This is a genomic window from Myxococcus sp. RHSTA-1-4 (assembly GCF_020037125.1).
Taxonomy (GTDB): Bacteria; Myxococcota; Myxococcia; order Myxococcales; family Myxococcaceae; genus Myxococcus.
Map to the genome: position 1 here is coordinate 61,945 of NZ_JAIQDG010000004.1, position 26,508 is coordinate 88,452.

At 70.7% G+C, this 26,508-nt stretch carries 24 protein-coding genes; 10 read left to right on the forward strand and 14 right to left on the reverse strand.

Annotation, left to right across the window (positions count from 1 at the left end):
• Positions 1-71: 71 nt before the first annotated feature.
• The 4 genes from K8638_RS07935 to K8638_RS07950 all read right to left on the reverse strand — a co-directional run bounded on the left by K8638_RS07935 (position 72) and on the right by K8638_RS07950 (position 4,066).
• Positions 72-809 carry a CpsD/CapB family tyrosine-protein kinase gene (locus K8638_RS07935; RefSeq protein ID WP_223753825.1) on the reverse strand — a complete coding sequence of 246 codons (738 nt, stop codon included), beginning with the start codon at positions 807-809 and terminating at the stop codon, positions 72-74.
• 28 nt (positions 810-837) lie between these two features.
• Entirely contained in the window at positions 838-2,265 is a 1,428-nt protein-coding gene (locus K8638_RS07940; RefSeq protein ID WP_223753826.1) for a Wzz/FepE/Etk N-terminal domain-containing protein, read from the reverse strand.
• Between the two features lie 14 nt (positions 2,266-2,279).
• Positions 2,280-3,428, reverse strand: coding sequence for a hypothetical protein (locus K8638_RS07945; protein WP_223753827.1), 1,149 nt, complete (start codon positions 3,426-3,428; stop codon positions 2,280-2,282).
• A 65-nt stretch (positions 3,429-3,493) separates the two neighbouring features.
• Positions 3,494-4,066: a polysaccharide biosynthesis/export family protein gene (locus K8638_RS07950; RefSeq protein WP_223754073.1), complete on the reverse strand. Its 573-nt coding sequence runs from the start codon at positions 4,064-4,066 to the stop codon at positions 3,494-3,496.
• 368 nt (positions 4,067-4,434) lie between these two features.
• On the opposite strand from K8638_RS07950, the gene K8638_RS07955 reads away from it, so the two are divergent.
• Positions 4,435-4,629 (forward strand): hypothetical protein, encoded by a 195-nt coding sequence (locus K8638_RS07955; protein ID WP_223753828.1) that lies wholly within the window; start codon positions 4,435-4,437, stop codon positions 4,627-4,629.
• 905 nt (positions 4,630-5,534) lie between these two features.
• Here K8638_RS07955 and K8638_RS07960 read toward each other — a convergent pair.
• Complete coding sequence (locus K8638_RS07960; protein ID WP_223753829.1) at positions 5,535-5,777, reverse strand: hypothetical protein; 243 nt, start codon at positions 5,775-5,777, stop codon at positions 5,535-5,537.
• A 232-nt stretch (positions 5,778-6,009) separates the two neighbouring features.
• Between K8638_RS07960 and K8638_RS07965 the strand changes: the two genes are divergently transcribed.
• The 6 genes from K8638_RS07965 (at position 6,010) to K8638_RS07990 (ending at position 13,975) form a co-directional block, all read left to right on the forward strand.
• Positions 6,010-7,953 carry a clostripain-related cysteine peptidase gene (locus K8638_RS07965; RefSeq protein WP_223753830.1) on the forward strand — a complete coding sequence of 648 codons (1,944 nt, stop codon included), beginning with the start codon at positions 6,010-6,012 and terminating at the stop codon, positions 7,951-7,953.
• Positions 7,954-8,396: 443 nt separating this feature from the next.
• Complete coding sequence (locus tag K8638_RS07970; RefSeq protein ID WP_223753831.1) at positions 8,397-8,561, forward strand: hypothetical protein; 165 nt, start codon at positions 8,397-8,399, stop codon at positions 8,559-8,561.
• Between the two features lie 207 nt (positions 8,562-8,768).
• Positions 8,769-10,646: a malto-oligosyltrehalose trehalohydrolase gene (gene treZ / locus K8638_RS07975; protein WP_223753832.1), complete on the forward strand. Its 1,878-nt coding sequence runs from the start codon at positions 8,769-8,771 to the stop codon at positions 10,644-10,646.
• Between the two features lie 2 nt (positions 10,647-10,648).
• Positions 10,649-12,685: an amylo-alpha-1,6-glucosidase gene (locus tag K8638_RS07980; protein WP_223753833.1), complete on the forward strand. Its 2,037-nt coding sequence runs from the start codon at positions 10,649-10,651 to the stop codon at positions 12,683-12,685.
• Positions 12,686-12,770: 85 nt separating this feature from the next.
• On the forward strand, positions 12,771-13,490 hold the full coding sequence (locus K8638_RS07985; RefSeq protein WP_223753834.1) for a hypothetical protein: 720 nt from the start codon (positions 12,771-12,773) through the stop codon (positions 13,488-13,490).
• 56 nt (positions 13,491-13,546) lie between these two features.
• Positions 13,547-13,975 carry an EVE domain-containing protein gene (locus tag K8638_RS07990; protein ID WP_223753835.1) on the forward strand — a complete coding sequence of 143 codons (429 nt, stop codon included), beginning with the start codon at positions 13,547-13,549 and terminating at the stop codon, positions 13,973-13,975.
• A 42-nt stretch (positions 13,976-14,017) separates the two neighbouring features.
• On the opposite strand, the gene K8638_RS07995 is transcribed toward K8638_RS07990, so the two are convergent.
• The 3 genes from K8638_RS07995 to K8638_RS08005 are packed head-to-tail and all read right to left on the reverse strand — an operon-like array spanning position 14,018 to position 15,796.
• On the reverse strand, positions 14,018-14,620 hold the full coding sequence (locus K8638_RS07995) for a periplasmic heavy metal sensor (RefSeq protein ID WP_223753836.1): 603 nt from the start codon (positions 14,618-14,620) through the stop codon (positions 14,018-14,020).
• 4 nt (positions 14,621-14,624) lie between these two features.
• A complete protein-coding gene (locus tag K8638_RS08000; RefSeq protein ID WP_223753837.1) occupies positions 14,625-15,227 on the reverse strand; it encodes a hypothetical protein in 603 nt (200 codons plus the stop codon).
• Complete coding sequence (locus K8638_RS08005; protein WP_223753838.1) at positions 15,224-15,796, reverse strand: RNA polymerase sigma factor; 573 nt, start codon at positions 15,794-15,796, stop codon at positions 15,224-15,226. Before K8638_RS08005 ends, K8638_RS08000 begins: the two co-directional genes overlap by 4 nt.
• Positions 15,797-15,883: 87 nt before the next feature.
• Between K8638_RS08005 and K8638_RS08010 the strand changes: the two genes are divergently transcribed.
• Genes K8638_RS08010 through pheA form a run of 3 tightly spaced genes read left to right on the forward strand, consistent with a single transcriptional unit; the run spans position 15,884 to position 18,259 of the window.
• Entirely contained in the window at positions 15,884-16,309 is a 426-nt protein-coding gene (locus tag K8638_RS08010; RefSeq protein ID WP_223753839.1) for a GNAT family N-acetyltransferase, read from the forward strand.
• The gene (locus K8638_RS08015; RefSeq protein ID WP_223753840.1) at positions 16,306-17,445 is read left to right on the forward strand and encodes a bifunctional chorismate mutase/prephenate dehydratase; all 1,140 of its coding nucleotides are present in this window, start codon (positions 16,306-16,308) and stop codon (positions 17,443-17,445) included. The genes K8638_RS08010 and K8638_RS08015 overlap by 4 nt, the downstream gene beginning before the upstream one ends.
• A complete protein-coding gene (gene pheA / locus K8638_RS08020; RefSeq protein WP_223753841.1) occupies positions 17,438-18,259 on the forward strand; it encodes a prephenate dehydratase in 822 nt (273 codons plus the stop codon). Before K8638_RS08015 ends, pheA begins: the two co-directional genes overlap by 8 nt.
• 9 nt (positions 18,260-18,268) lie before the next feature.
• On the opposite strand, the gene K8638_RS08025 is transcribed toward pheA, so the two are convergent.
• From K8638_RS08025 to K8638_RS08050, 6 genes are all read right to left on the reverse strand, one after another.
• Positions 18,269-19,390 carry a 3-deoxy-7-phosphoheptulonate synthase gene (locus K8638_RS08025; protein ID WP_223753842.1) on the reverse strand — a complete coding sequence of 374 codons (1,122 nt, stop codon included), beginning with the start codon at positions 19,388-19,390 and terminating at the stop codon, positions 18,269-18,271.
• 192 nt (positions 19,391-19,582) lie between these two features.
• On the reverse strand, positions 19,583-20,149 hold the full coding sequence (locus tag K8638_RS08030) for a tetratricopeptide repeat protein (protein WP_223753843.1): 567 nt from the start codon (positions 20,147-20,149) through the stop codon (positions 19,583-19,585).
• A gap of 155 nt (positions 20,150-20,304) precedes the next feature.
• On the reverse strand, positions 20,305-22,521 hold the full coding sequence (locus tag K8638_RS08035; RefSeq protein ID WP_223753844.1) for a caspase family protein: 2,217 nt from the start codon (positions 22,519-22,521) through the stop codon (positions 20,305-20,307).
• Positions 22,521-23,330 (reverse strand): ActD protein, encoded by an 810-nt coding sequence (locus K8638_RS08040; protein ID WP_223753845.1) that lies wholly within the window; start codon positions 23,328-23,330, stop codon positions 22,521-22,523. Before K8638_RS08040 ends, K8638_RS08035 begins: the two co-directional genes overlap by 1 nt.
• A gap of 164 nt (positions 23,331-23,494) precedes the next feature.
• Entirely contained in the window at positions 23,495-24,808 is a 1,314-nt protein-coding gene (locus K8638_RS08045) for a GNAT family N-acetyltransferase (RefSeq protein ID WP_223753846.1), read from the reverse strand.
• 55 nt (positions 24,809-24,863) lie between these two features.
• The gene (locus K8638_RS08050) at positions 24,864-26,504 is read right to left on the reverse strand and encodes a sigma-54 dependent transcriptional regulator (RefSeq protein WP_223753847.1); all 1,641 of its coding nucleotides are present in this window, start codon (positions 26,502-26,504) and stop codon (positions 24,864-24,866) included.
• Between the last annotated feature and the right edge of the window lie 4 nt (positions 26,505-26,508).

Consider the following 26,508-nt stretch of genomic DNA (forward strand, 5'->3'; position numbering starts at 1 on the left):
GCCCGACCCGCTTCCCGCCTCCGGCCCCGCCCCCCGCTTCCGCACGGGAGGCGGGCCAAGGCCGCCCGGTGCTACTTCTTCTCGTAGTTCTTCAGGTACGGCGTCGACTGCAGCTCCGCGCCATTGAGCACGCACCCGAGGATGGGAGCGCCTCCCAGGCTCTCCACCGCCTGGTGGACGGACTTGCCCGGCGTGACGTTGGCGCGGATGACCATCAGCACCCCGTCCACCTGGTGGCTGAGAATCGCCGCGTCCGCGAAGGGCAGCGTCGGCGGCAGGTCCACGTACACCTCGTCGAAGCCCTCGCGCACGGCCTTGAGGAACTGCTTCATCCTCGCGCTGGCCAGCACCTGCGTGGGCTCCTCCGGCGTGGCGCCCGCGGGGATGACGGCCAGGCGCGTGGAGTTGAAGCGCCGCACCACGTCCCGCACCTCGCAGTCACCCGCCAGCAGCTCCGCCAGGCCCGTCTTGTTGCGCATGCCCAGCATGGCCGCCACCCCGCCCCGGCGCAGGTCCGCGTCCACCAGCAGGATGCGCCGCTCCGGGTTCGCCCGCGCCGCGGCGAGCGCGAGATTCACGCTCGTCACCGTCTTGCCCTCCCCCGGCATCGCCGAGGTCAAGGCCACCACCTTCATCGGCCGCAGCTCCCGCATCCGCTCCAGCCGGTAGTAGAGGCTCCGGTACTGCTCCGCCGCCACCGAGGCTGGCGCCGTCAGCGTCACCACGCGGCGGTCCACCACGTTGCCGCCCGACGCGTTCTCGTCGACCCGGGGGAGGAAGTTGCCCGCCCGCTCCATCGTCTGATCCATTCCCGTCTCCCGTCCTTTCTCCGGCGGCTCAGTTCAACGACGTGGGGGAAGACACGCTGTTCCGAGCCCCCGAAGCCGGCATGAGAACCCGCCGCTCCGTCTTGCCATGCATATCCGGGACCACCGCCAGCACAGGCAGGGTCAACCGCTCGCGCACCTCCATGCCGTCGCGCAGGCTGTCGTCACGCATCTCCAGCACCGCGCCGGTGAGGATGCCCAGGCCCAGGGCGACGAGCAGGGAGACGAGCAGGCCCGTCACCCGGTCCGGCCGGGCAGGCATCGCCGGCACGCCTGCCGGGGAGATGACGTTGAAGAGGCTCTTGGCGCTCTTGGCCTCCAGCTCCTGCGCGATTTCCGCCTCCACCTTGCGGCTCACCACGCTCTGGTACTTGGTGCGGGCGATTTCGTAGTCGCGGTTCATCACCGCCAGCTCGTGCGTCCAGCGCGGGGTGTTGTTCAGCCGCTGCTGGTAGACCTCGGCCTGCTGCTGCAGGTCGACAATCTCCTTCTGGATGGACTCGATGAGCTGCGCCACGCGGGTGCGCTCGGCGCGCTCGGCCCACAGCCGGCCCTCCGCCTCCTTGCGCTTGGCCGTCATGTTGTCCAGCTCGCTGCTCAGGCGCTTGATTTCAGGGTGGTCCTCCGTCCACTGGGTGCGCGCGTTCACCAGGGCGCGGGTGAGGCCGTTCTCCGCGGCCTCGAGCCGGCCGGCCTCGCTGTCCACGGCGTTGCGGGCGCGGGCCAGGTCGGAGCGGCGGGCCTCGGCCACGCGCAGCTCCTCGGACTTGGTCTGCATCAGATGGGACACGCGCTCCAGGCCGCGCATGTTCATCTCCATCTGCTCGGGCAACTCGCCCAGGTGGTCCACCTTGAACTGGGCAATCTTGCGCTCCCAGGCGGTGACGGCCGTGCCGAGCTGGGCCATCTCCTCGTTGAAGAGGTCGGTGGCGCGGGCGGCCTGGGCCTGGCGGATCTTCAGCGTCTCCGACGAGAAGATGTCCGGCAGCCGGTTGGCCACCTGCGCGGCCACCTGCGGGTCGCGGTTGGCGTAGGTGAGCTCGAAGGCCGTCTCCCCCTCCACGCGCACGGTGAGGTCCTTGCGCATCTGGGCGACGGCGGCCTCCATGCCCCTCTCGGACACGATGTCCGGATAGAGGTTCATCTCCTCGATGGCCTTCTGGAGCACGGGTCGGGCCAGCAGCTCCTGTCTCACCGTGAGCAGTCGCTGCTCGATGAGCTCGCTCACCGTGCGCTGCACCATCTCCTCGCCCGGCCGTTGCGGCTCCACGCGGACCACCACCGACGCCTCGTACATGCTCGGCCGGGTCATCACGATGGCCGCGCCCACCGCGAAGACCGCTGCTGCGATGGCTCCCACCAGGGCCTTGCGGCGCCACAGGGCCGCCAGCAGCTGGTCCGCCGTCATCCCTCGCTCCATGTTCCGCTCCTCCTCCATCCCTCTCGCTGTTGCTACCAAGGCGTCACCACCAGCCGGACGGCGAAGACGTTGCGCGTCAGGTCTCCCGCGCCCGCCGACTCCGCCACCCCGACCTGGGCAATCCTGTCCACCGCCCCCTGCGCCGACAGGCGCCGGCCGAGGCGGTACTCCACACCGCCACTCACCGCGTAACCCTGGGACACCGTGGGCGAGCCACCGAAGACGCCCCAGTCCCGGGACGGGGCCCGCCCGTTGCGGAAGAAGCTCGCCGCGCCGAACGCGGAGAAGCGCTGGGTGAAGCGCCGCGCCAGCACCACGCCCGCGTAGTCCGCCCACAGCGCGTTGGCGAAGCCGCTGGCGCCCACCAGGTCGTGGCCCAGCACCACGCCCACGTCGAACAGCGCCCCTTCCCGGTACAGCTCCAGATTGACTCGCGGCACCCAGCCGCCCTCCTGGCCGTCCGGCGCCGAGTAGCGCACCGGGCCCGCCCGGGCGATGAACGTCGTGGGCCGCGTCAGCCGGTAGCGCAGCCCCGCCGCCACGCCGTGTGCCTGGCCCACCGCGCTCTGGAAGACGAAGGCCTGGTACCGGTACTCCAGGCCCAGGCCGAGCCTCCGCGTGGAGCGGTACCACGCCTCCACCGACGGCGTGTGCGCGTAGCCCGCGTCCTGCCCCGACTCGAGGATGCGCACCGCCTCGAACCTGTAGCCGGTGCGCAGGTCCAGCCGCTCCGTGACGCGGCCGGTGAAGCCCAGGGCCGCCTGCGTGAAGAAGGTGGGCGACGTCGAGCGCGCCAGCCCGTCACGCGGCAGGGAGGACGGGTCCGTCACGCGGTACACACGGACGGCCGAGTCCACGCGCAGCCGGCGGGACAGCGCGTGCCGGAGCTCCACGGCCGCGCGGTGGTCCAGCGTCACCTTGCCGGAGCCGTGCCGCATCAGGAGGTCGGCCGCGTAGAAGCCGTCCAGCGTGAGCCGGCCGTCCTTCCCCTCCAGCCCCACCCGCGGCGACAGCTTCGTCATGAGCTGGCCGCCGGCCTCACCGTCCCCCAGGCGCAGGTCGTCGTCGTAGCGCTCCTCGGCCGTGAACCGCAGCTTCGGCTCCCAGACAGTTGCTCCCCGCGCGGCCGGCGCGGCGAGCATGAGGCCCGCGAGCAGCCACTTCTTCCAGTTGCCCTTCACCGTCGCCCTCCGTCCCACCCGCCACCCACCGTCCCGGACACCCACGCCCACACGTCAACACGCCTTCACGGCACGACGATGGTGTCCCCCGGCCGGAGGATGAGCTCCTGGCCACCGTCGGGAGAAATCAGGTCGCTGTAGCGCACCGGAATCTGGCCGCCGTTGGCGTCGGTGCGGATGACGACGATGCCGTCCGAGTTGGCGAAGTCCGTGAAGCCACCCGCCAGGGCGATGGCCTGCAGCAGCGACACGCGGCCCCGCAGCGGGTAGGCGCCCGGGTTGGCCACCTCACCGGTGACGAACACGCGGCTGCTGTTGACCTCGCGGACAATGACTGTCACGCGGGGCTCCTGCACGTACGGCTGGAGGCCCTGCTTCAGCGACTCGGCCAGCTCCGTGGGCGTCTTCCCCGCGGCCTGCACCTCGCCCACCATGGGCATGGAGATGAAACCATCCGGGCGGACCGGCAGCGTGCGCGACAGCTCCGGGTCGCGCCACACCGCGATGTCCAGCACGTCCTCACGGCCGATGCGGTAGGGCTGCTCCGAGTTGTCCACCTTCAACTGAGGCTGGTGGGCGCACCCCGCAAGGAGCATCACGCCCAACACCGTCCAGAACCCCGCGCTCGTCTTGCCCATCGTCTGCTCTCCCTCGCCGCGAATGTCTCGCACGTGCCCCTTCTCCCGCTGGGGCAAACGCTTCCGGCGGCCTTGCCTTAGCACCGGCTGTGCCACGTCCCGCGGGGAGGGAAAGGCCATGGATCGCAGTGGGTTACGCAGTGCCCCACCTGGAGAGGTCCTCGGGTCCGGGAAAATTTTCCGGTATCGCCCTGGCGTCCAGTGCCGTGCTTTCCGCAGAGCAGGGGCGGCTTGGAGAAGAGGTTTGCCCACTCCGGGCGACACGGCTTCCCATTTCGCACGCGCCGTGCGTGGCATGCGGATTGATTGGAGAGGGTGGTGAAGGAACTCGGATTCACAGCAGGCCAGGCGGCCCGGGAGAGAGGCGGATGAGGAAGGCGGCGGGGGCGGTGGCGGCGGCGTTCGCGATGGGCACGGGAGCCATGACGCTGATGGGCATGGCGCTCGCCATCCATGTGGAAGCGGCGGTGCTGGGAGTCGTGGGGCTGGCGCTGTATGCGAGCAGCTCGCTGCTCAACGGCAAGACGCCCGCGACGACCGGCGGCGTGGCGAAGCAGGCGTAGGAAGAGGAAGGAGCGGGCCCCTCACTTGCGCCGAATCCAATCCGGCTGACATACCGATGGCTGTCCTGCCCAGGGCCGTGCGCAGAAGAAGCCCTCGGGGCAGGAGTCCGGCACCGCGCGGTCGCAGCGGAGCGAGCATGTCCCGATGTGGCAGACGCTGCTCTCGGGACACGGCGGGTCCTCTCCCTCTCCACACCGCTGGACGCATTCCATCCATGCCTCGCTCGTATGTTGTGGAAAGACCGAGACCTTGCATTCGGGGCAGGAAGCATCGTCCTGGCAGGGGGGGCCATAGACGCGTGCACAGGTCGAGACTCCGTCCTTGTGCCGCACGCACTGCTCGCCCTCCGGGCAGGACCGTCCCTGGCAGGTGGGGAGGCAGACCGGCTCCGGCGTCACGTCCGCACAGAAGAAGCCCGCCGGGCATGCGGTGGACTCCTGTCTCCGACAGGGCCTCGCGCACCAGCCTTCCCCTCCACACAACAGCCCCGCGCCGCACGCGGACTCCTCGTCGGGCGGCACCATCCAGCATCTCTGTCCCTCCTGCCGCGCGCCCACCAGGGTGCAGAGCCGCACCAGCGGCCCGCCACCCAGGGTCGGCACGCCGCGGCACACCTGTCCTTCCGGGCACTGCTCATCCGCCGCGCATTGACTGTCCGTGCAGTACACGGTCCTGGTGCGGATGTCCTCCAGACACCCCAGTGGAGACTCGCACTGCATACTGCTCTGACATTTACGCTGGTACGAATCCAGCCGCATCCTGTCCTGAGAGCCCAGGACAGGACTGACGCGCGTGTTCCGCGTGTCTGGCTCCCAGCGCTCCGGCAACTTGAGGCCGAGCACCAGCAGCACCAGGGGCAGGGGCAACAACAAAGCCGCGATGATGCCTGCCACCTCACGCGTTCTCATTCATCCTCTTCTTCGTGGGCCTTGATTGCCGCGGCACATCGCTCAATGCACTTCTGGGTCTCGTGGCGACCACCCACACAGAAATCGTCAAAGACCCATTTGGGGCATTCCTGAACGACCCGGTCGCGCATGTCCGCGCGTATCGCCCGGTTGGTAAATCCCTCCTTGGAGAGGGTGTGCGGGCAGCCCGTCACCGCTCCAAGCAAGAGCACACAGCCACTGACCGTCCGCCAGTGCATCCCTGCCTCCAGAGAGCGCCGCATTCAGGTGCTGGCGGAGGCTACCACTCTCGCCAACGCCATCGCCATGCGCCCTCGCCCCACTGTAGAATGGGGCTCCAGTGACTCACTGGCGAAATCCATACCACTACGTTGGTATCGAACAGACCGAGGACTCCTTGCTATCTGCTCTGTAGCCTCTCGCGAGCGACCGGGATCTTCCGGACGCGCGGGAGCACGGAGGGGAACCCGAATGTCTTGGAAGGAATTGAGGCACGTCGCGGCCGCGCTCGCGGTCTGCGCACTGGCGGCGTGTGGTGATACGGAAGAAGAATCGCGGGGCAGCCATCAGCCACCTTCCACCGACGCGGGGACGATTCCGGGCACGGATGCGGGCACGAACCCTCCACCTCGCGAGCACCCGGCTTCGGGTGAGAGCTGGACGGTGCTCGTCTACATGGTGGCTGACAACGATCTCGAGCCCTTCGCGTTGCAGGACCTGGAGGAAATGATGCAGGTGGGCTCCGGCCGGAGCCTCACTATCGTGGCGCAGATCGACCGCGCGGTGGGATACAGCAGTAGCAGCATCGGCTCGCTGCCAGACTTCACGACCACCAAACGGCTGCGGGTGGTCCCCGGTGGAGTCGAGGCCCTGTCGGATCTGGGCGAGGTGAACATGGGCGTCCAGCAGACGCTCTCGGACTTCATCGCCTGGGGTGTGAGGAGCTATCCCGCCGACCGCTACGCGCTCGTCTTCTGGGACCATGGAGGGGCGTGGCCGGGGTTCGGCGGAGACAACTCCACTCCGGGCCACGACCTGCTCAGCATTGCCGAGCTGAAGGCAGGCATCGACTCGGGAATGAAGGCAGCGGGCCTTGGGCAGTTCGCGCTCATTGGATACGACGCATGCCTCATGGCCACCTACGAGGTGGCACTGGCCATGCGGCCCTACGGCGAGTACCTGCTGGCCTCCGAGGAACTGGAGCCCGGTCATGGCTGGGATTGGCGCTCGCTCCAGGTGCTCAAGGATGACCCGCGCGCCTCACCCCATGTGCTTGGCCAGCGCATCATCCAGGGTTTCCTGGCACAGGCGGTGGAGCAGCGGACGTCCTCGAAGGTCACCCTGTCACTTACGGATTTGTATGCGCTGAATGACCTGGTGGGCGCGGTGGGGCGGCTCGCGGACGCATACACGCCGGGCAACCCGGCGCTGGCAACATCCTTCGGTCGCGCGCTGCATGCGACCCTGTCATTCGGAGCCTCTCCGGACCCTTCGCAGTCCACGCACATGGTGGATCTAGGCGACCTGGCGGATCAGCTCGCCGCGCAGGTTCCCACCCTGGCTCCGACGCGTGATACAATCAAAGCCGCCCTCCTCAAGGCGGTGGTAGCCCGAAGCAATGGTGGCGCGACCCAGCGCGCGACAGGGCTATCCATCTACTTCCCTGCACTCCCGCACTATTACAACAGCAGCTATGCCGCGCTCTCCGAGGTGGCCGCATGGCGCGGGTTCCTCGCGCGCTACTACGAGGGCGCTCAAGGCACGCATCCCACGTTCTTGTCCGAAACGGCGACCCTCCAGCAAGGCCAGGAGGGCATGGTGCTACGGGGCTACCTGACGAGCGGGTCGGCGGAGTTCATCACCCGCTCGGAGCTGTATTACGGCATCGCGCTGTCGGACGGCAGGCTCGTGGCGCTTGGAGATCGACCGGCACTGGTCAACAGTGGCACGGCCCCCTACGTGGAAGGCTCGTGGAACACCACCGCGCTGGTACTGACGCAGGGTGCGCAGCGAGGATACGGCTATCTCAGCCTCGTCCCCACGGATGACGGCCATCTCTCCGTCATCATTCCCTTCGCATACCGGGAAGCGGCGGGTGCCTCCGCGCAATATGCGCTGCGCATGATCCTCATCAACGGCTCGGGCAGCGTGATGCAGGACATCTTCTATGTGGAGTCGGAGGGTGGGTTCGGTCAACTGTCTCCAGTGGATGGAGCTCGCCTCATCCCCCTGGTTCAAGTGTTCTCCACCGCCGGCAGTTCCTTCGCCAGCGGGGGCGCTGAGTTCGACGCGACGCTGGCGATCGGACTCACCTTCGAAAGGCTGCCAAGTGGGACCAGCCTCTTCGGCATCCTGAGCGTCGCCGACTACACCGGAGAGGGTGACACGGCGTACAACGTCGGGGTGCAGCCATGAAGCCCCTCCGCATGCTCGTGCTCGTGTTGCTGGCCTTCGGCTGCGGCAACCGCCAAAAGCCCGAGGTGTCCGCCGAGCCCACCGCGCAATCAGCGCCCGTCTCGTCCCCCGCGACGGCGCTGGGAGCTGAGGTAGCGGGGCTGCCCAACCCTGAGCGTGTCTCGGAGGGAGGACCGTCAAGGCCCGCGTCGGCGCTCCAACGCATCCTCGTGCCTCCCTCGGAGGCAGGGCGTGCGCGAGTGACGCTAGACGGGTGCTTGTCACTGACGGGCGCTCCCGAGGAGGTGGCCTCGCGATTTCCCGCAGCAGCCGAGGCCCCCCGCAACGGCTCCAGCCCGGCCGTGCGTGTGGAGCCGCTGGGAAACGGCGTACTCGTAGCCCATGAGCTTGATCACAACTGCTGCACCAAAGCGGACGTGGACTCAACCTTGGAGGGCGCCGTCGTGACTCTCACCGAGACACTCTCTGGCGAAGCCTGCCGCTGCCGCTGCCGCTCCACGGTGCGCGCGGCGGTGGGCCTGAAGCCCGGCGAATACACTCTCCGCGTCATCACTGTCGAGGGGAAGGAACGCCGCGTCGCCCACGAGGCACGGCTCGCGGTGCACTGATGCCTGGCTTGGCGGTGCCGTCCTCACGTGTCGGCACCGCAGCAAGCCCGAGGTTTCCGTACTTCAGCGCCCCTGCCCCCAGGCTAGGGGGCATGCCCTTGAAAGATAACCCCTCTCCCGGCCCCCTGCCTGGTGCACGCATGAGCGGGGCAGGCCTGGACCGCTGGGCCTTTCCCCCCTCCGCGCAGATGCACAACGTCGACACACATGCGGCCCACTCCCTTCCAGCTCACCCTCGGTGCGCAGCTACTTGGAGACGGGCGCACGCGCTTCCGGGTCTGGGCCCCGCGACGGCGCACCGTGGACGTATGCCTGTATGACGACGGCTTCGCGCGCCACCTGCCGCTCCGGCCCACGGAGCATGGCTATTTCGAAGGCACGCACCCCGTCCCCGTCGGCGCCCGCTACAAGTACCGGCTGGACGGAGGGGACTGCTTCCCGGACCCGTGCTCGCGCTTCCAGCCGGAAGGACCGCACGGCCCCTCACAGGTCGTGGACCCGCACCGCTACACCTGGAAGGACAACGGCTGGCGCGGCGTCACCGCGAAGGGACAGGTCCTCTACGAGCTGCACGTGGGCACCTTCTCGCCCGAGGGCACCTACGCCGGTGCCGCCGCGAAGCTGCCGCTCCTGAAGGAGCTGGGCGTCACCACCGTGGAGCTGATGCCCCTGAACACCTTCCCCGGCCGCTACAACTGGGGCTACGACGGCGTGACGCTCTTCGCGCCCTGCGCCGTCTATGGAGACCCGGACGACCTGCGGCGCCTCGTGGACGAGGCCCACCGGCTGGGGCTCGGCATCATCCTGGACGTCGTCTACAACCACCTCGGTCCGGACGGGAACTACCTCGCGCGGTTCTCCCCCGGGTACTTCAACCCGAAGTACCCCAACGAGTGGGGCGACCCCACCAACTTCGACGACGGCGACGCCGCCGGCCCCTCGCGCGACTTCTTCGTCCAGAACGCCTGTTACTGGATTGCCGAGTATCACTTCGACGGCCTGCGGCTGGACGCCACCCAGAGCCTCTACGACGCGTCTCCCCGCAACATCGTCGGAGAGCTGATCGAGCGCGCCCGCGCCGCCGCGGGAGGACGCGACGTCCTCCTCATCGCGGAGAACGAGCCGCAGGACGTGAAGCTCGTCACACCGCCCGGGGCCGGAGGCCATGGCGCGGACGGCGTCTGGGTGGATGACTTCCACCACACGGCGCGCGTGGCGATGGTGGGACGCCCCGAGGCGTACCTCATGGACTACCGCGGCACCGCGCAGGAGCTGCTGTCGTGCGCGCTGCGCAACTCGCTCTACCAGGGCCAGTACTACGGCTGGCAGAAGAAGCGCCGCGGCTCGCCCCTCCTGCGCACCCCGGCCGAGCGCGTCATCTTCTACCTGCAGAACCACGACCAGCTCGCCAACACGCTGCGCGGCGAGCGGCTGCACCTGCTGGCGGGCCAGCCGCGGATGCGCGCCCTCACCACCTTCTTCCTGCTGCTGCCGCAGACGCCCATGCTCTTCATGGGCCAGGAGTTCTTCGCGTCCTCGCCCTTCCTCTACTTCGTCGACCATAAGCCCGAGCTGCAAGTGCTGGTGAAGCAGGGCCGTGACGCGTTCCTGTCCCAGTTCGACGGCGCCTGGCACGCGGTGGAGGCCGAGGGCTTCCAGATGCCCATCGGCGACGAGGCCTTCCAGCGCTCCAAGCTGGACTGGAGCGAGCGAGTCCGGAACGCGGGGGCGGTGGCGCTGCACCAGGACCTGCTGCGGCTGCGGCGGGAGGACCCGGTGTTCGCCGCGCAGGACCGCTCGCGCCTCGACGGGGCGGTGCTGGGCCCGGCGGCGCTGCTGCTGCGGTACTTCGGGAGCGAGCAGGAGGGAGACCGGCTGCTCCTGCTCAACCTGGGCACGGCGCTGGACTTCGACCCGTGTCCGGAGCCGCTGGTGGCCCCTCCGGCGGGAAGAAACTGGCGCCTCCTTCTGTCCAGCGAGCATGCCCGCTACGGTGGCATGGGAACCCCGCCGCTACCCGAGGACGGGCGGCTGCACGTTCCCGGACAGACAGCGCTGGTGCTGACGAGCACCGAGGAGAAGTAGGCGTGACCCCGGTTGATTCCTCCCCTGCCCTGCCCCGCATCGCCTTCGAGTGGCCCGATGGCGCCCACTTCGCCAAGGACGTCTCCCACGAGTGGCTCGTCACCAACGGCCGCGGCGGCTACGCGTCCGGCACGCTGGTGGGCTGCAACACGCGCCGCTACCACGGCCTCTTCATCCCCAGCATGGAGAAGCGCGGCCGCACCGTGCTGCTCGCGCGCCTGGTGGAGCACGCCCACGTGGACGGACAGTCGTACCGGCTCGGCTCCGAGGAGTGCTCGGACGGCGCCACGCACGAGGACGGGGCGCGCCACCTGCGAAGCTTCCACCTGGACGGCCTCGTGCCCGTCTGGGAGTACCAGGCCGGCCCGGCGCGGCTGCGGCGCAAGCTGGTGATGGTGCACGGGGAGAACACCGTCTTCATCGCCTGGGAGCACGTATCCGGGCCGGAGGTCGCCCTGCGGCTGCGTCCCTTCCCCGTGGATCGGCCGCACGACCGGCCCATCCCCTCCCACCAGAGCCAGCCCACCGTCGTCCTCAAGGGTTCCCAGCTGGAGATGCGAAGCGAGGACGAGGCTCCGCCCATGCGCATGCGGATGTACGCGGGCTGCCCCGCGCCGTTCGTGGGCCTGGCGCAGACCTCGCCGGTGCAGCTCTACCGCGTGGAGAAGTCCCGCGGGTACGAGCACACGGAGGTGCAGCACTCTCCCGGCTACTTCGAGTGCACCCTGCGGCCCGGCGAGCTGCTCGCGCTGGGCATCACCACGGAAGCCTGGACGAGCCTGGAGCGCGACCCGGCCGAGGTCTTCGCGCTGGAGCTGGCGCGCGAGCGGCGGCTCCTGTCCCGTGCGCCCGAGGAGGCGCGCACCGGTGTGCCCGCGCGGCTGGTGCTGGCGGCGGACCAGTTCATCATCGACCCGCCGCGTCCCGCGGATGACGCCTGGGCGCGCTCCATGGGCCTGGACGCGCGCAGCGTCATCGCCGGCTACCACTGGTTCACCGACTGGGGCCGGGACACGATGATTTCGCTGGACGGCCTGACGCTGTGCACCGGGCGATACCGGGAGGCGGTCGCCATCCTCCGCACCTTCCAGCACTACGTGTGGGACGGCCTCATCCCCAACTACTTCCCGGACGGCGAGAACGAGGGCGTCTACCACACGGCCGACGCGACGATGTGGTTCTTCCACGCGGTGGACCGGTACCTGGATTGCACGAAGGACACCGAGCTGCTGCGGGACATCTTCCCCACGCTGCGCTCCATCATCGAGCACCACATGAAGGGCACGCGCTTCAACATCGGCGTGGACCCGGCGGACGGCCTGCTGCGGCAGGGCGCGGAGGGCTACCAGCTCACCTGGATGGACGCGAAGGTGGACGGCTGGGTGGTGACACCGCGGCGCGGCAAGGCGGTGGAAATCAACGCCCTGTGGTTCAACGCCCTGCGGCTGATGGCCACCTGGGCGGAGCAGCTCGGCCACGACGCGAAGCCGTACCTGGCGGCGGCGGAGAAGGCCTACGGCAGCTTCAACCGGCGCTTCTGGAACGAGAAGCTCCAGTGCCTCTTCGACGTGGTGGATGGGGAGAACGGGAAGGAGGACGCGGCCATCCGGCCCAATCAGGTGTTCGCGATATCGCTGAAGCACCCGGTGCTGCACCGCGACCGCTGGGAGCCCGTACTGGAACTGGTGCGGCGCGAGCTGGTGACGCCGGTGGGCCTGCGCAGCCTGGCGGCGGGGCACCCGGACTACAAGGCGAACTACGACGGCGACCTGCGCGCGCGAGACGCGGCGTATCACCAGGGCACGGTGTGGGGCTGGCTCATCGGCCACTACGTGGACGCGACGCTGAAGGTGAACCCGGACCTCAAGGCGGCGCGCGCGCTGCTGCACGGGCTGGAGGACCACCTGCTGCACTCGGGCGTCGGGCAGATCAGTGAGATTTTCGACGCCACCGAGCCGTACCGGCCCCGGGGCTGCATCGCCCAGGCGTGGAGCGTGGCCGAGGCGCTGCGCGTCTTCCTGAAGACCCACGTCACCTGAGGACACATGGACTCCCCGTGAATTTGGGGATGGCGGCGGGGCCGCCCTAGACTCCGCACCGTCGAGAGCCTCGGGGGGTTCCCACATGCCACTGCGCTGCGAAGCCTGCGCCGCGCCCTACCACGCGAATGACGTGAGCCTGGCGCTGAAGCTGGCGAAGTGCCATGCGTGTGATGCCGTCTTCGACCTGGAGGAGCGCGAGGGCGCCGTGCCAACCCGGGCCTCGCGCGAGCCCCCACCGGAGCTCCCCGTACCGGGAGGCTTCGACGTCGAGGAGACCGGGGAGCGCACGCGCATCTCCTGGAGCTGGTTCCGCATGGAGTACGTCTTCGTGGGCGCATGGGGCCTCGCGCTGGACGTCTTCAGCACCCTCCTCCTCGTCAAGGGGCTGTCCGCGAAGTACCCACCAGAGCCCGGCGCGCTGGCCTTCCTGTGCGTGCTCCTGGCCGGCGGCGTGGGGCTCACGTACTGCGCGCTCACGGGGTTCCTCAACACCACCACCGTCGACGTGCGCTCCGACCGGCTCGTCATCCGCCATGGGCCCCTGCCCTGGCCCGGCAACCAGGACCTGCCCAGGCACTCGCTGAAGCAGCTCCACGGCAGGGAGAACGCCCGGAGGCCGCTGTTCGCGTGGCACGGCCGGGGATGGGACCTGAATGCCCTGGACGCGTCGGGCCGCGAGCTGACGCTGCTCTCGCGGCTGGAGGAGCAGGCGCAGGTGCGCTTCCTGGAGCAGGTGCTGGAGACGCGGCTCGGCAGCGGGACCCGATACCTTCCGGCCCCGCCCGTCTCCCGCGCTTCGTGAGCCCGGACAATCACCACTGGCCCACGGCGCCCGGCCCTGCTTTATGGTGCGCCGCCATGGCGAAACCCCAGTACTGGCTCATCAAGAGCGAGCCCTCGGTCTACGCGTACTCCCAGCTCGAGAAGGACGGGAAGACGGACTGGACCGGCGTGCGCAACTACGAGGCGCGCAACAACCTCCGGGCCATGAAGCCCGGCGACCTGTGCCTCTACTACCACTCCAACGAGGGCAAGGCCGTGGTGGCCGTGGCGAAGGTGCTCACCGCCGCGGGCCCGGACCCCACCGCGCCCGGCGAGGACTGGGCCTCCGTGGACGTGGGCCCCGTCGTCGCCCTGAAGCAGCCGGTGGAGCTGGCCACCATCAAGGCCACGCCCGAGCTGAAGGACTGCCAGATCCTCACCCGGAACCGCATCAGCGTGGTGCCCGTCACCACCGAGCACTTCAAGCTCATCCTGAAGATGGGGAAGACCGCGCTGCCGAAGTAGCCGCGGCCTTCCGGGGCAACGGGCCCGTGTCCGTCCGAAGCGCTACGGCTTGCGCGGCGCCGGAGCCGGGGCGCCAGGGCGCGCCGGCTCACCCGGGGTTCCGGGCAGGCCCTTGTGAATCTGGATGCGCTTCTCGATGCGCACGGCCCCCATCTCCGCCTCCAGCTTCTGCCAGAGGTCCGGTCCCAGCAGCTTCTTGATCTGCACCATCAGCCCCACGCGGTTTCGGCGCACCGCCGTCTCCGCGCGGCCCACCTCTTCCACCTGCTGGAGGATGGCGCGCTCGTCCGGCGTGGGCGCGCTCAGGAGCCGCTCCAGCCGGAGCTGCGCCCGCTTGAGGTCCGCCTCGATGGGGATGAGGGCCTCATTGGACTCGAAGGTGAGGTCCTGCACCCGCTTCGCCACGTCGCGCGGAATGCCCAGCTTCTCCGCCACGTGCGGCGGGATTCCGTTGGAGGGCGCGGGCATCGCCCCCAGGCGCATCACCATCGGTCCGCCCGGGAGCACCGGCCCGTGAAGGGCATCCCCGTGCACGTTCTCGATGATGACGTCATCATCGGCCGCCTGGGCCCGGGCCAGGGTGGGGGCCGCCAGCAGCAGCGCGGCCACGAGGGTGCTCGACAGCTTCCAAACGCGTGTCTTCATCGGTTCACTCCTGAGGATAGAGAGCCATCACCGCCGTTCGGAACGGCGGCGTTTCCAGCGCGCGGGAATCGGGAGGGCGCACCCAGACGGCGAGCGTGCCGAAGGGCCGGTACGTCTCGTCGTGGACCACCAGGTCGCGGCGCGTGAGGCCGCGCACCTCGCCCATCAAATCCAACAGGGAGCCCCGCCCGGCGCGCGCGGCCAGGGCGGTGTCGTCCTCCGGGGACTCCGGAAGCGCGTCCCCGGAGGGCCCGGCCGACAGCCCCAGCTCGGGCCGGGGCGCTCCCTCCGTCTCGAAATCCTCGACCGGCGCCACCCGCCCCGGCGCCACGGGCCGGAGCCAGAGCACCAGCGCGGCCAGCCCCAGGGCCGCCACGGCGCCGGCGGAGGCACGGCGGCGGACGACGCGGCGGCGCACCTCGCCCAGTACGGCCTCGCGGGAGACGGGGGCCAGGGCGGGCGGTGACGGCAGGCGCAGCGCGGAGGCGGACGCGTGCAGGGTGGCCAGGGTCCGGCAGTCCTCGCAGCCCGCCAGATGGGCCTCCACCTCCGGAGACCGGGGCTGGCTCGCGTCCACGAGGGCGGCGGCCGCGTCGTGACATCTCATGGTGTGTCTCCTTCCAGTGCGTCCGCGGCCTTCAGCTTCTTGAGTGCGCGATAGAGGTGGATGCGGACGGTGCCCCGGCCGATGCGCATGGCCTCGGCGATGGCATCCAGGTCCAGGCCCTCCAGGTAGCGGAGGGTGAAGGCGGTGGCCTGCTGCGCGGGGAGCGTCCGCAGCGCGCGGCCGAAGGCGTGCCACCGCTCGGCCCCGGCGAAGTGCTCCTCGGGTGAGCGCGACGGGGCGGGCCCCAGGTCCAGGGCCTCGCGCACCACGTTCCACACCCGGCGCCGGCGCAGGTGCCCCATGGCGCGGGACACCAGGATGCTCCGCAGCCATGAAGGCCCGGCTTTCAGGTCTCTCAGCGTGTGGCGCTTCTCGTAGGCGTCCGCGAGGGTGGCCTGCACCAGGTCTCTCGCCTCTTCCCCATCCCAGACCAGCCTCCGGGCCAGCCGCAGCAGCCCGCCCTGCTCCGCCTCCAGGAGCGCGTCGAAGCCCGGCGCGGCCGGGGCTCGCGGCTGGCTCCGAGGCTCTTCCAGGATGGCGGTGCCCTTCACGGCGAAACGACCTCCCATCGACTTCCACGCGAATGAGGACGCACGGGCAGGGAAACCGGCATACTCGAATCCGTGAGTGCCCCTGAAATTCGCCGGATACGCGCCGTGGAGACCCGCCATCTCCGCCACGCAGTGCTCCGCCCCAACCAGCCCCCCGAGATGGCCGTCTACCCCGGGGACGATGACTCGGACACCCTCCACCTGGGCCTGTACCGGGAGAGCCGCCTCATCGGGGTGGCCTCCCTCTACCGGGAGCCGCCCCCGGACTCGCTGAGGACCACCACCGCCTGGCGCCTCAGGGGCATGGCCGTGGACAAGGCCCTCCAGGGCTACGGCTATGGCGCCACCCTCCTCCGGTCCTGCCTGGAATACGCGAAGCAGCAGGGCGGTACCCAGGTGTGGTGCAACGCCCGCTCCACCGCGTCGGGCTTCTACCGCTCGCTCGGCTTCTCCCAGAAGGGAGACCCCTTCGAGCTTCCCGGTATCGGCCTCCACTACTTCATGTGGAGCAGCCTCGAGTCTCCCCGATGACGACCCTCCCCGACCTGGAAGCGATTCGCGTCGCCATCGAGAAGATCGACGAGGAGATTCTCGACGCGCTCCGCCGCCGCATGGACCTGGCGGACGACGTGGCGCGCGCGAAGCTGGCCGCGGCGGCGCCCTTCCGCGACCAGCGCCGCGAGGACCTGCTGCTGCGCCGCATCCGCACCCGCGCCGCCGAGCACGGGATGGATCCGCACGAGGTGGAGCGCGTCTGGCGGCTGTTCATCGACATGTCCGTCGCGCGGCAGCAGGCGCTCGTCACGCGGCAGGACACCACGCCGCTGCGGGTGGGCTACCCCGGTGTCGAGGGCTCGTACAGCCACCTGGCCGCGCGCCAGCGCTACGCCAACCGGCCCGGCGGCGTGCTGCTCACCGGCTTCGACCTGGCGCGCGAGGCGGTGGAGGCCCTGCGCCGCGGCGAGCAGGACCTGGTGCTGCTGCCCATCGAGAACACCACCGCCGGCAGCATGAACGAGACCTATGACCTGCTCGCCGAGGGCGGCGTGGTCATCACCGCGGAGCTGGTGAGCCAGGTGGACCACCGGCTGCTGGGGCTGCCCGGCGCGAAGCTGGAGGGGCTGCGCGAGGTGATTTCCCACCCGCAGGCCCTGGCCCAGTGCGAGTCCTACCTGCGCGCGCACGTGCCCTGGGCGCGGCAGGTGCCGGACGTGGACACCGGCGGCGCGGCGCAGAAGGTGCGCGAGCGCAATGACCCGGCGGTGGCGGCCATCGCCAGCGAGACGGCGGCGCAGCGCTTCGGGCTGGAGGTGCTCGCCAGGGATTTGCAGCCCGCGTCGGACTACACGCGCTTCGTGGAGGTGGGCCGCGAGGCCACGCCGCTGGCGCCGGGCGTGCCTTGCAAGACGTCGCTCCTGGTGGTGCTGGAGCACAAGCCAGGGACGCTGGGGGAGATGCTGCAGCGGCTCACCCTGCGCGGCGTCAACCTGAGCAAGCTGGAGTCGCGGCCCATCCCCGGCCAGCCGTGGCAGTACCGCTTCTACCTGGACGTGGAAGGCCATGCCGCCTCCGCGCCGCTGATGGCGGCCCTGGACGACATCCGGCCGCTGACCTCGTTCCTGCGAGTGCTGGGCACGTACGCGCGCGCGGAGGGCCCCCATGGCTGAGACGCGGCGCCGCATCGCCTTCCAGGGAGAGCACGGCGCCTACGGCGAGGAGGCCGTGCGCACGCTGTTCGGCCCCCAGGTGGAGTCGCTGCCCCTGCTCACGTTCCGCGCCGTCTTCGAGTCCGTGGCGGAGGGCCGTGTGGATGGCGGCGTGGTGCCGGTGGAGAGCACGCTGGGCGGCCCCGTGGCGGAGAACGTGGACCTGCTGCTGGAGCACGACCTGCCCATCACCGGCGAGCTGTCCCTGCGCATCCGCCACTGCCTGCTGGCTCCGCCGGGCCGGACGCTGGACGGCATCGAGCGCGCCATGTCCCACCCCCAGGCGCTGGCGCAGTGCGCGGGCTACCTCCGGCGGCGCGGCATCACCCCGGTACCGGAGGCGAACACCGCCATCGCCGCGAGGCGGGTGGCCGAGGAGGCGCCGCCGCGCACCGCCGCCATCGCGAGCCGGATGGCCGCGGACCTGTACGGGCTGGCGGTGCTGGACGCCGGCGTGGAGGACTCACCGGACAACCACACGCGCTTCGTCATCCTGGGAAGGGCACCGGAGCGCGCGTGGACCCGGCGGAAGACGGCGCTGGCCTTCACGGTGGAGAACGCACCCGGCGCGCTCTACCGGGTGCTGAGCGCCTTCTCCTCGCGCGGGCTCAACGTGACGCGGCTGGAGTCCCGGCCGCAGCGCCGCGCGTGGGAGTACGTGTGGTGCATGGACGTGGACGGCGCGCTGGAGGACCCGCGGGTGCGCGAGGCGGTGGACGCCGCCCAGGGCGCCTGCATCACCCTGCGGGTGCTCGGCAGCTACGGCGTGGCGTGACGTCCCGGCTCAGGACGCGGACGGAGACTGGGTGCCGTCGCCGCTCTTCACGGCGGCGACGTACGCCTCCCGGACGATGCGCACGTAGTTCTGGAGCGCGGGGAGCTGCTCCATCCGCAGGGCCTGCGGGCCGTCGCACAGGGCGGCCTCGGGGTGCGGGTGGAAGTCCACCAGCACCATGGACGCGCCGGCGATGAGGCCCTGACCGATGGCGTGGAAGATGTCCGGCAGCCCGTCCGGCGGCGCCGCGGCCTGGCCGACGGCGTGCGACGGGTCCACGCACACCGGCATGCGCGTCAGCCGGCGCACCACCGGCACGTGGGCGAAGTCCACCATGTTGCGGTGCGGGTCGCCCAGGTGCGTCTTCACGCCGCGGAGGCAGAAGACAATCTTGGGGTTGCCCTCGCTCGCCACGTACTCACACGCGTTGAGGGACTCCTCCAGGGTGATGCCCATGCCCCGCTTGAAGAGGACGGGGAAGTTGCGCTGCTGGCCGATGCTCTTGAGCAGCTCGAAGTTCTGCGCGTTGCGCGTGCCCACCTGCAGCATGACGCCCGTGGCGTTGCCCGAGCGCTCCAGCGCGTCGCGAATCTCGTCGATGTGACGCGGGTGCGTCACCTCCATCGCGATGACCTTGATGCCGTGCTTGCCCGCGGACTCGAACACCCAGGGGAGGCACGCGGAGCCCAGGCCCTGGAACTCGTACGGGTTGGTGCGCGGCTTGTACGCGCCCATGCGGGTCGTCTTGATGCCGCACTTCGCGAGCGCGGCCATCATCGTGTCCACGTTCTCCCGGTTGTCCACCGCGCACAGGCCCGCGAAGACCTGCACGGACTTCTCGTCGAAGGTGACGCCGTTGTAGTCGAAGCCGGAGGAAGCACGCTGGCCCTTGTGGCGGCCGATGACCCGGTACTTCTGCGACACGCGCACCACCTGGCGCACGCCGGGAATCTGCTCGAAGGGCTCGATGGGAATCTGCGCGGTGTTGCCGAGCAGGTAGACCTCGGTGACCGTGTACTCGGCACCCTCCATGACGTGCTTCCGGGGGGTCACTCCCTTGTACTGGGAGGCGACCTGGAGGACGGTGGACACCACGGACTCAGGCGAGTCCGGCTCGAGCATGACGATCATCTTCGGTTCTCCCTCGCGGCGTTGTCGTGCTGACCGTGAACCATAGCGGATGCGGTCGCGTAGGATGCAACACCCTGGAGACACCCGGCGCGTCCAGTGTGAGCCCCGCGCCGTGAGGCTCGACTGTCGGGCCGCCCTCGAGGAGCGCCGACTCGGGCATCGGACCGCCCGGGCCCCTGCCCCGCCGCCTGCTCAGATTGCGGCGGGACGGAGCCGGCTGGCGAGCTGCACGTAGTGGTCGCGCTGGGCCGTGTCCCCCAGGCGCTCCCAGACGTCCGCCAGCGCCTTGGCGGCCTCCACGTATGCGGGCGACAGCTCCAGGGCCAGCTCGAAGGTGTACCGGGCCTGACGGTAGCGGGCCTTGTCCGGCCGGCGGGAGCCGCGCGTCAGCAGCGCGTTGCCCACGTTGTAGACCTCCACGGCGGCGGCCTCGCGATAGCCCGGGTCGGGGTTGAGCTGCACGGCACGCTGCATGAGCTGCGCGGCGGCCTCGGGCTCTCCCTGCTCCAACTGGCAGAAGGCGGCGTCACGGTGCGGGTCGGCGGCGGTGGGGTCCACCTCGATGGCGCGCTCGAAGCAGCGGAGCGCCTCCTCCGTGCGGCCCAGCTCCGCCAGGGACGAGCCCTTGGCGGTGAGCGCCGGGACGTGCTTCGGGTCCACGGCGAGGACCTTGTCGAACGCGAGGATCGCGGCCTCGTGCATGCCGGACATGGAGAGCTTGACGCCCTCGTTGAATGCCGCGAACAGCAACTTTGACATCGTGCCCTCGGGAACGGGTTGCTCGGGCCGCGCGCGACGGCCGGGAGCAAGCCTGTCACCGCCAGCGGGACGTGAAAAGCCGTCCCTCCGGGCGCGTTACGTCCCGCTGATGGGAACCATTCAAACCCCGCTCCCGGCGCTGGGGAGCCGGGCCGTCACATCCGGATGCCCGCCTGCACGCCCGGCCACATGATGAACTTCCGGGGCCCCTGGCGGGAAAGGCTGCTGAGCGCGGTGATGGGCTCGCCCTCCACCGAGTACAGGAGGTTGAACGAGGGCCCGCCGATGAAGGCGAAGCGCTTCGCGAGCTGAATCCCCCCCATCACCCGGAGCTGATTCAGGATGCGGTCGCTCGTGAAGCTCGCATCCCACGCATAGACGCCGCTCGTCACCGCGTCCACGTCGAGGAAGATGCGCTCGGACAAGGGGAGGTGCGCGCCGATGCCCAGGCCCAGCGTCCAGTGGCTCGGCCCTCGCGTGTCACCGTAGGCGCCCATGCCCGCCACGAACGTGGTGTAGAAGTGGCGGCTGCCCACCTTGATGGCGGCGTTGGCGAGGTTGGTGTCACTGCCGTACACCTCCACGTGGAACTGGCCGTTGCCCACGATGCTCAGCAGGCCCACCGGGAGGCCGGACTCCATCTCCGTCGCGACGTTGACGAGGCCGAGCTGAAGGCCCTTCATCTTCCCCGCCACGTTGATGATCCCGAGCTGCATGCCCGACACGTCGCCGCCCACGTTGAGGAGCGAGAGCTGCGCGCCCCGGGCCGCGTCCGCCCAGTTCAGGCCCACCGACATCTGGACGCCGGACATGTGCCCCTGGACCATGTTGAGGCCCACCGCGCCCTGAACGCCTTCGAAGTCTCCCGCCGTCCAGTTGGAGCCCACCGCGAGCTGCGTGCCCTCCATGGAGGTGGAGGACAGGTTGCCGCCCACGGAAAGCTGCCCCATCAGGCCGCCCTGGCGCGCCACGTTGACGCCCACCGAGGCCTGCACGCCCCCCACCCTGTCGCCGGCCCAGTTCCCTCCCACGGCGACCTGCACGCCCGTCACGTCCGCGCGCGCCACGTTGCCGCCGATGGCCATCTGGACACCCCTCACCGAGTCCGTGGCCCAGTTCGCGCCCAGCGCCACCGCCGCGCCGTTCAGCCGCGCCATGCGGCTGGCCCCCAGGGCGAAGGAGAAGGTGTTGTCCACCGGCCCGCCGAAGAGGTCGTTGGTCTGCACCGATGGGAGCAGGGCCACGTTGATGGGGCGGTACTTGTTCGGGGACACGTCCATGGAAGACGCCACCGTGCCCCCGCCGCGCATGGCCGTCAGCTCCAGGCTGACCGGGCGGAAGGCGGACTCGCTCAGCACCGCGCGCCCGCCCTGGTCCAGCACCAGCTCCGCCTGCGAGGCCTCGCCGTGCGCCTCGCGCATCACCGTGTAGCGTCCCGGCTGGAGGCCCAGCTCGGTGGCGCGCCCCGCGAACTTCTTCAGCTCCACCACCAGCCGCCCCGGCGCGTCGCGCACGTAGAGGCGCCCGTCGACCATCTCCCCCAGCACCAGCACCGCCGCGGTGGAGCGCAGGTCCGTCATCACCAGCTCGCCGGTGCCGGCCAGCTCGATGTCATAGGCGGGGTGCTGCGCGCCGGCCCGTGTCTGCTCCGTGCGCGCCAGCGTCTCGTGGAAGGCGAACTGGTACGCCTCGTGGAGCGTCACCCGGCCGTCGCCGGTGGCATCCGCCGCGCCGCGGAGGCCGGACACCAGGTTGTGGGTGAAGAACGAGCCACCGATGCGGTCGGACTCCTGGGACACCTCGTCCTCGGACGAGGAGGTGAGGATGGCGTGCCCGCGCACGGCGGTGGACGCGTCCACCAGGAAGGCCGGCCGCCGCACCCCGCCCTTCTGCCGCGCCAGCGTGCCGGACGCGCACGAGTCGAGGATGGCGATGCGAACGTCCGCCGGCAGCGACTCCAGCGCCTGCCGCAGCTCGCGGTAGCCGAACCTGTCCTTCTGCAGCAGCAGGCCCTCTTCATCCGAGTGGCCCGAGTAGTAGATGAGGGCCTCGGTGCGCCCGCCGGAGGCCTTCGCCGCGGAAATCATCCCCTTGAAGCGCGTCAGCGCGGCCTCGAACTCCGAGCGGCCGCCCTCCATCAGCATCAGCCGGTCCTGGGGCTGCACGCCGCCGAGCTCCTCCAGCACCTCCCCGAAGGAGCGCGCGTCGGTGACGGCGTAGCGCAGCTTCGCGCGGCCGGGGCCACCGTCGTTGACGCCCACCAGCAGCGCGAAGCGGCGCACCGGCCGGGTCGAAGCCGCCGGCGCGGCGGCGGGCGCGGACGACGCCAGCGCGGGAAGGAGTAGGAGCGAGAACAGGAGCGACCGCGTCATCACGGCACCTTCTCCAACGTGAAGGAAGTCTGGGCCAGGGTATCCGGCAGCGGGAGCGGCCGGAGGCGTGCCTCGGAGGGCTGGCGGGCGAGCACGCGCGCCGCCTCTATCACGAGCGCCACGTCCAGGGGCTGCCTGGAGGTGACGAAGACGAAGCGCTCGAAGCCGGGCGCGTCGTCCAGCTCGTAGGCGTGGGCGAGTGACACGGGCTCGCCGGAGGTCAGCGCCGTGGACCCGGTGACGGTCGCCGGGTGGTGCAGCGTCACGGCGCCGCGCCCGTCCACCGATACCACCACCCCATAGGGGCGTCCGCCGGACACGTAGCTGAGCTGCAGCACGTCCCCGCGCCGGGCCCGCGCACGGTCGGCGAGCAGCTCCGGCTCGCTCTCGCCCGTGCCCTGCCGGTGCACGCGCAGCATCGGGGTGCCCTTGATGCGCTCGGTGTCCGCCCACGCGAGCGGGGATGACGGCAAGGTGGGCGCGGCCAGGTAATGCCCGGCGGACAGGAAGAACAGCACGAGCGAGGCGGCCACCGGGACACCGAGCGACACGTCCCTCCGCCCATCGAGCGCGGGCCTCCGGGCCGCCTCCATGCGGGCGAGGCTGGCGCGGCGTCGCTCCACCTCGGCGGCGACGGCGGCGGGCGGGTGGCGCTCCAGGGTGCGGCGAGAGTCCTCCTCCAGCCGGGCCAGGCGGGCGGCCCCATCCGGCTCGCGCTCCAGCCGCGCGCGAGCGTCGGCCAGCACGTCCGAGGGCAGCTCGCCCAGGGCGACTCGCTCCAGCAACCAGTCAGGGGTGCTCAGGGCCATGCTCAAGGAGCCTCCAGCGCGGCGCGGCGCGCCACCCATCGAACACCGGCGCCCGTGGAAACTGTCACCCGGGGACGCCACGCGCTCGTGACGATTGCGCCGGGGCCTCCCTTCCGGGGGAAGGGGCCGGGGTGAGACACTGTGCGTCTGGACCGGGACGTGGATCACAGGGGCAGGCACATCAGCTCTTCGTCGATGTAGGCCCCGCCAATCTTCAGCGCGGCCGGCTCCACGCCGTACGTCCGGAACCCCAGCCCGCGGTAGAGGGCCTGGGCCGACGCGTTGCCCGCCACCACCACCAGCAGGAGCCGCTCGACGCCCTCCATCTTCCGGCCCTCCTCGATGAGGGCGGTCAGCAGCCGCCGGCCGATGCCGCGCGAGCGGAACTCCGGCATCACGTACATCCCCCACACCAGGGCCTTGTGCGCCAGCTTCCGCCGCTCCTCCCGCCGCAGGCCCGCGACGCCCACCAGACGCTCCCCAGCGAAGGCCCCGAGGACGACCTGGGAGCCGCCCCCGAGCCGCGCGCGCACGGTCTCCATCGGAAGGGCCTGGTCCTCCTCGAACGAAGCGCCGAAGGACTCCGGTTGCTCCCGGAGCCCGCGCAGCCGGAGCGCCCAGAACGTCTCCGCATCGTCCGGCCGGAGCCTCCGGAGGGTGAGGGGCGCGGGTCCTCCGCCCCGTCCCTCGGCCTCCAGCAGCGCGGTGAATCCGGAGACGTAGTCCGGATGGCGAGGCCGCCACCCCAGGGCCTTCAGGCGCGCGTTGGACACCGCGCGATCTCCCCGCAGGGACTCGTGGAGGCTCTCCAGGGGCACCTTGGGCGGCAGCGGCAGGCCGAGGCGCTGGCACAGCCAGGAGACGGTCTCCCCCTGGGACGCGGGCCGGTCATCGGCCACGCAGTAGATGGCCCCGGGCTCGCCCCGCTGGAGCACCACGCGGATGGCCTCCACCAGATCGTCCACGTGGATGCGGGAGATGCGCCCTCCCCCGCCCTCCGGGAGCCGGACGGCCCCCGCCTGCAGGCGTGAGAGCGTGCTCCGCTCCGGGCCGTAGATGCCGGCGATGCGCAGCACCACCGCGCCCAGCGGCAGGTAGCGCGACTCCGCCTCGATGCGGCCGAGCGCCGTGGGAGAGGACGGCTCCACCGGCGTGTCCTCGTCCACGTGCCCGCGCGCCGCGCCGTACACGCCGGTGGAGGACAGGTAGACGAGGCGCGACGGAGGCTGCCGCGCGAGCGCCTGGGCGATGCTCGCGTCCAGCCCCGCGTCCGGTGGCACGGAGACGACACAGTGAGCCCCGGCCGTCCGGGTCAGCGCGTCCTCCAGCGAGGTGACGCGGGCCCCCGCGCGCTCCAGCTCCCGCCGGCGCGCGGAATCTCTCGTGGCCGCCAGCACGTCGCGGCCCGCCCGGGCCTCCGCCACGGCGAGCCGCGTGAGCGTGTACCCGGAGCCCAGGAGGACGAGAGGAGGTGTCATGCCCCCCGCGATAGCGGGACCGCGGGGGGGAAAGCAAGGTGCGGGAGCAGGCGGATTACAGCTCCGCGCTGGCGCGAGGGTCGATGATTCCGCACTCCTTGATCTTGTACAGCAGCGCCTTGTAGCTGATGCGCAGCTTGGTGGCCGCGCGGCGCTTGTTCCACGCGGTGCGCTGGAGCATGGCGAGGATGGCCTCGCGCTCGGCCAGCATCGCCGCCCGCTTGCCGATGTCCTTCAGCGACGGCTCCCCCGCCGGAGCGGGAGGCGGCGGCGGCTGCGGCACGTCGAACGGGTTGGCGTAGCGCGGCGTCGGGATGACGGAGTTCACCGGCTCCGGCACGGCCGGAGCGGGAGCGGGCGCGGCCGAGGCCCCGGTGGCCGCCGCGCGCGCCGGCAGCTCCAGGACCTGCACGGACGAGGACGGCGGAGCCCGCACCGGCTCCTCCGGCACGCGGCCGTAGGTGCCGTCATCGCCGCCGTAGGCGGTGGGCAGCGACGGCGCGCTCGCGGGGGCGCGGCCGGCGGCGCTGAGCTCATCGAGCACCAGCGTCGCGTCCTTCAACACACACAGCCGGCGCACCATGTTCTCCAGCTCGCGCACGTTGCCGGGCCAGTCGTAGTCCGCGAAGGCCTGGAGCACCTCCTTCGGCAGCTCCGACACGCCGCTGATGTAGTGGCGGCCGTACTTCTTCAGGAAGTGGTCCGTCAGCGGCACCACGTCCTCGCGGCGCTCGCGCAGCGGCGGCAGGCGGATGGCCACCACGTTGAGGCGGTAGTAGAGGTCCTCGCGGAAGTTGCCGAGCGCAATCTCCTTCTCGAGGTCCCGGTTGGTGGCCACCACCACCCGGCTGTCCACGCGCACGCTCTTCTTGCCGCCGACGCGGAAGAACTCCTCGTCCTGGAGCACCTGGAGCAGCTTGGCCTGGAGCCGGATGGCCATCTCGCCAATCTCGTCCAGGAAGATGGTGCCCTGGTCCGCCAGCTCGAACTTGCCGGGCTTCTCCGCCGTGGCACCGGTGAAGGCGCCGCGCTCGTGGCCGAACAGCTCGCTCTCCAGCAGCTCGCCCGGCAGCGCCGCGCAGTTCACCTTGATGAACGGCTTGCCCCGGCGCTGGCTGCGCGCGTGGATTTCGCGGGCGATGACCTCCTTGCCCGTACCGGACTCCCCCAGCAGCAGCACCGGCACGTCCGTGTCGGCGATGCGCTCCACCAGCGCCCGGGCCCGGCGCATGGCCGGGGACGTGGAGATGAGCACCCGCGCGTCCGCCATGGGGTCCACCGGGGGGGCCACGGCGCGAGGCGGAGGCGCCACGGCCTGACGCTCCGGGGCCCGCGTCCCCAGGGCGCGCGCCAGCACGTCCTGCAGCTCGTCGTTGCCGAAGGGCTTGGACAGGTAGTCGCTGGCGCCCATCTTCATCGCCCGCACCGCGTCGTCCGCGCCCGCCAGCGCGCTGAGCACGATGACCGGCACGTTGCCACCCGCGCTCCGGTAGCGGCGCAGCACCTCCAGCCCGCTCATCTCCGGCATCACCACGTCCAGCAGCACCGCGTCGAAGGAGCCCCCCGACAGCATCTCCAGCGCCTGGGCGCCGCTCGCGGCACAGCGCACCTGGTAGCCCGCACTGCCGAGCAGCTCGGACAGGAACGTGCGCACCGACTCCTCGTCATCCACCACCAGCACCGCGATCCGATCCATCCCC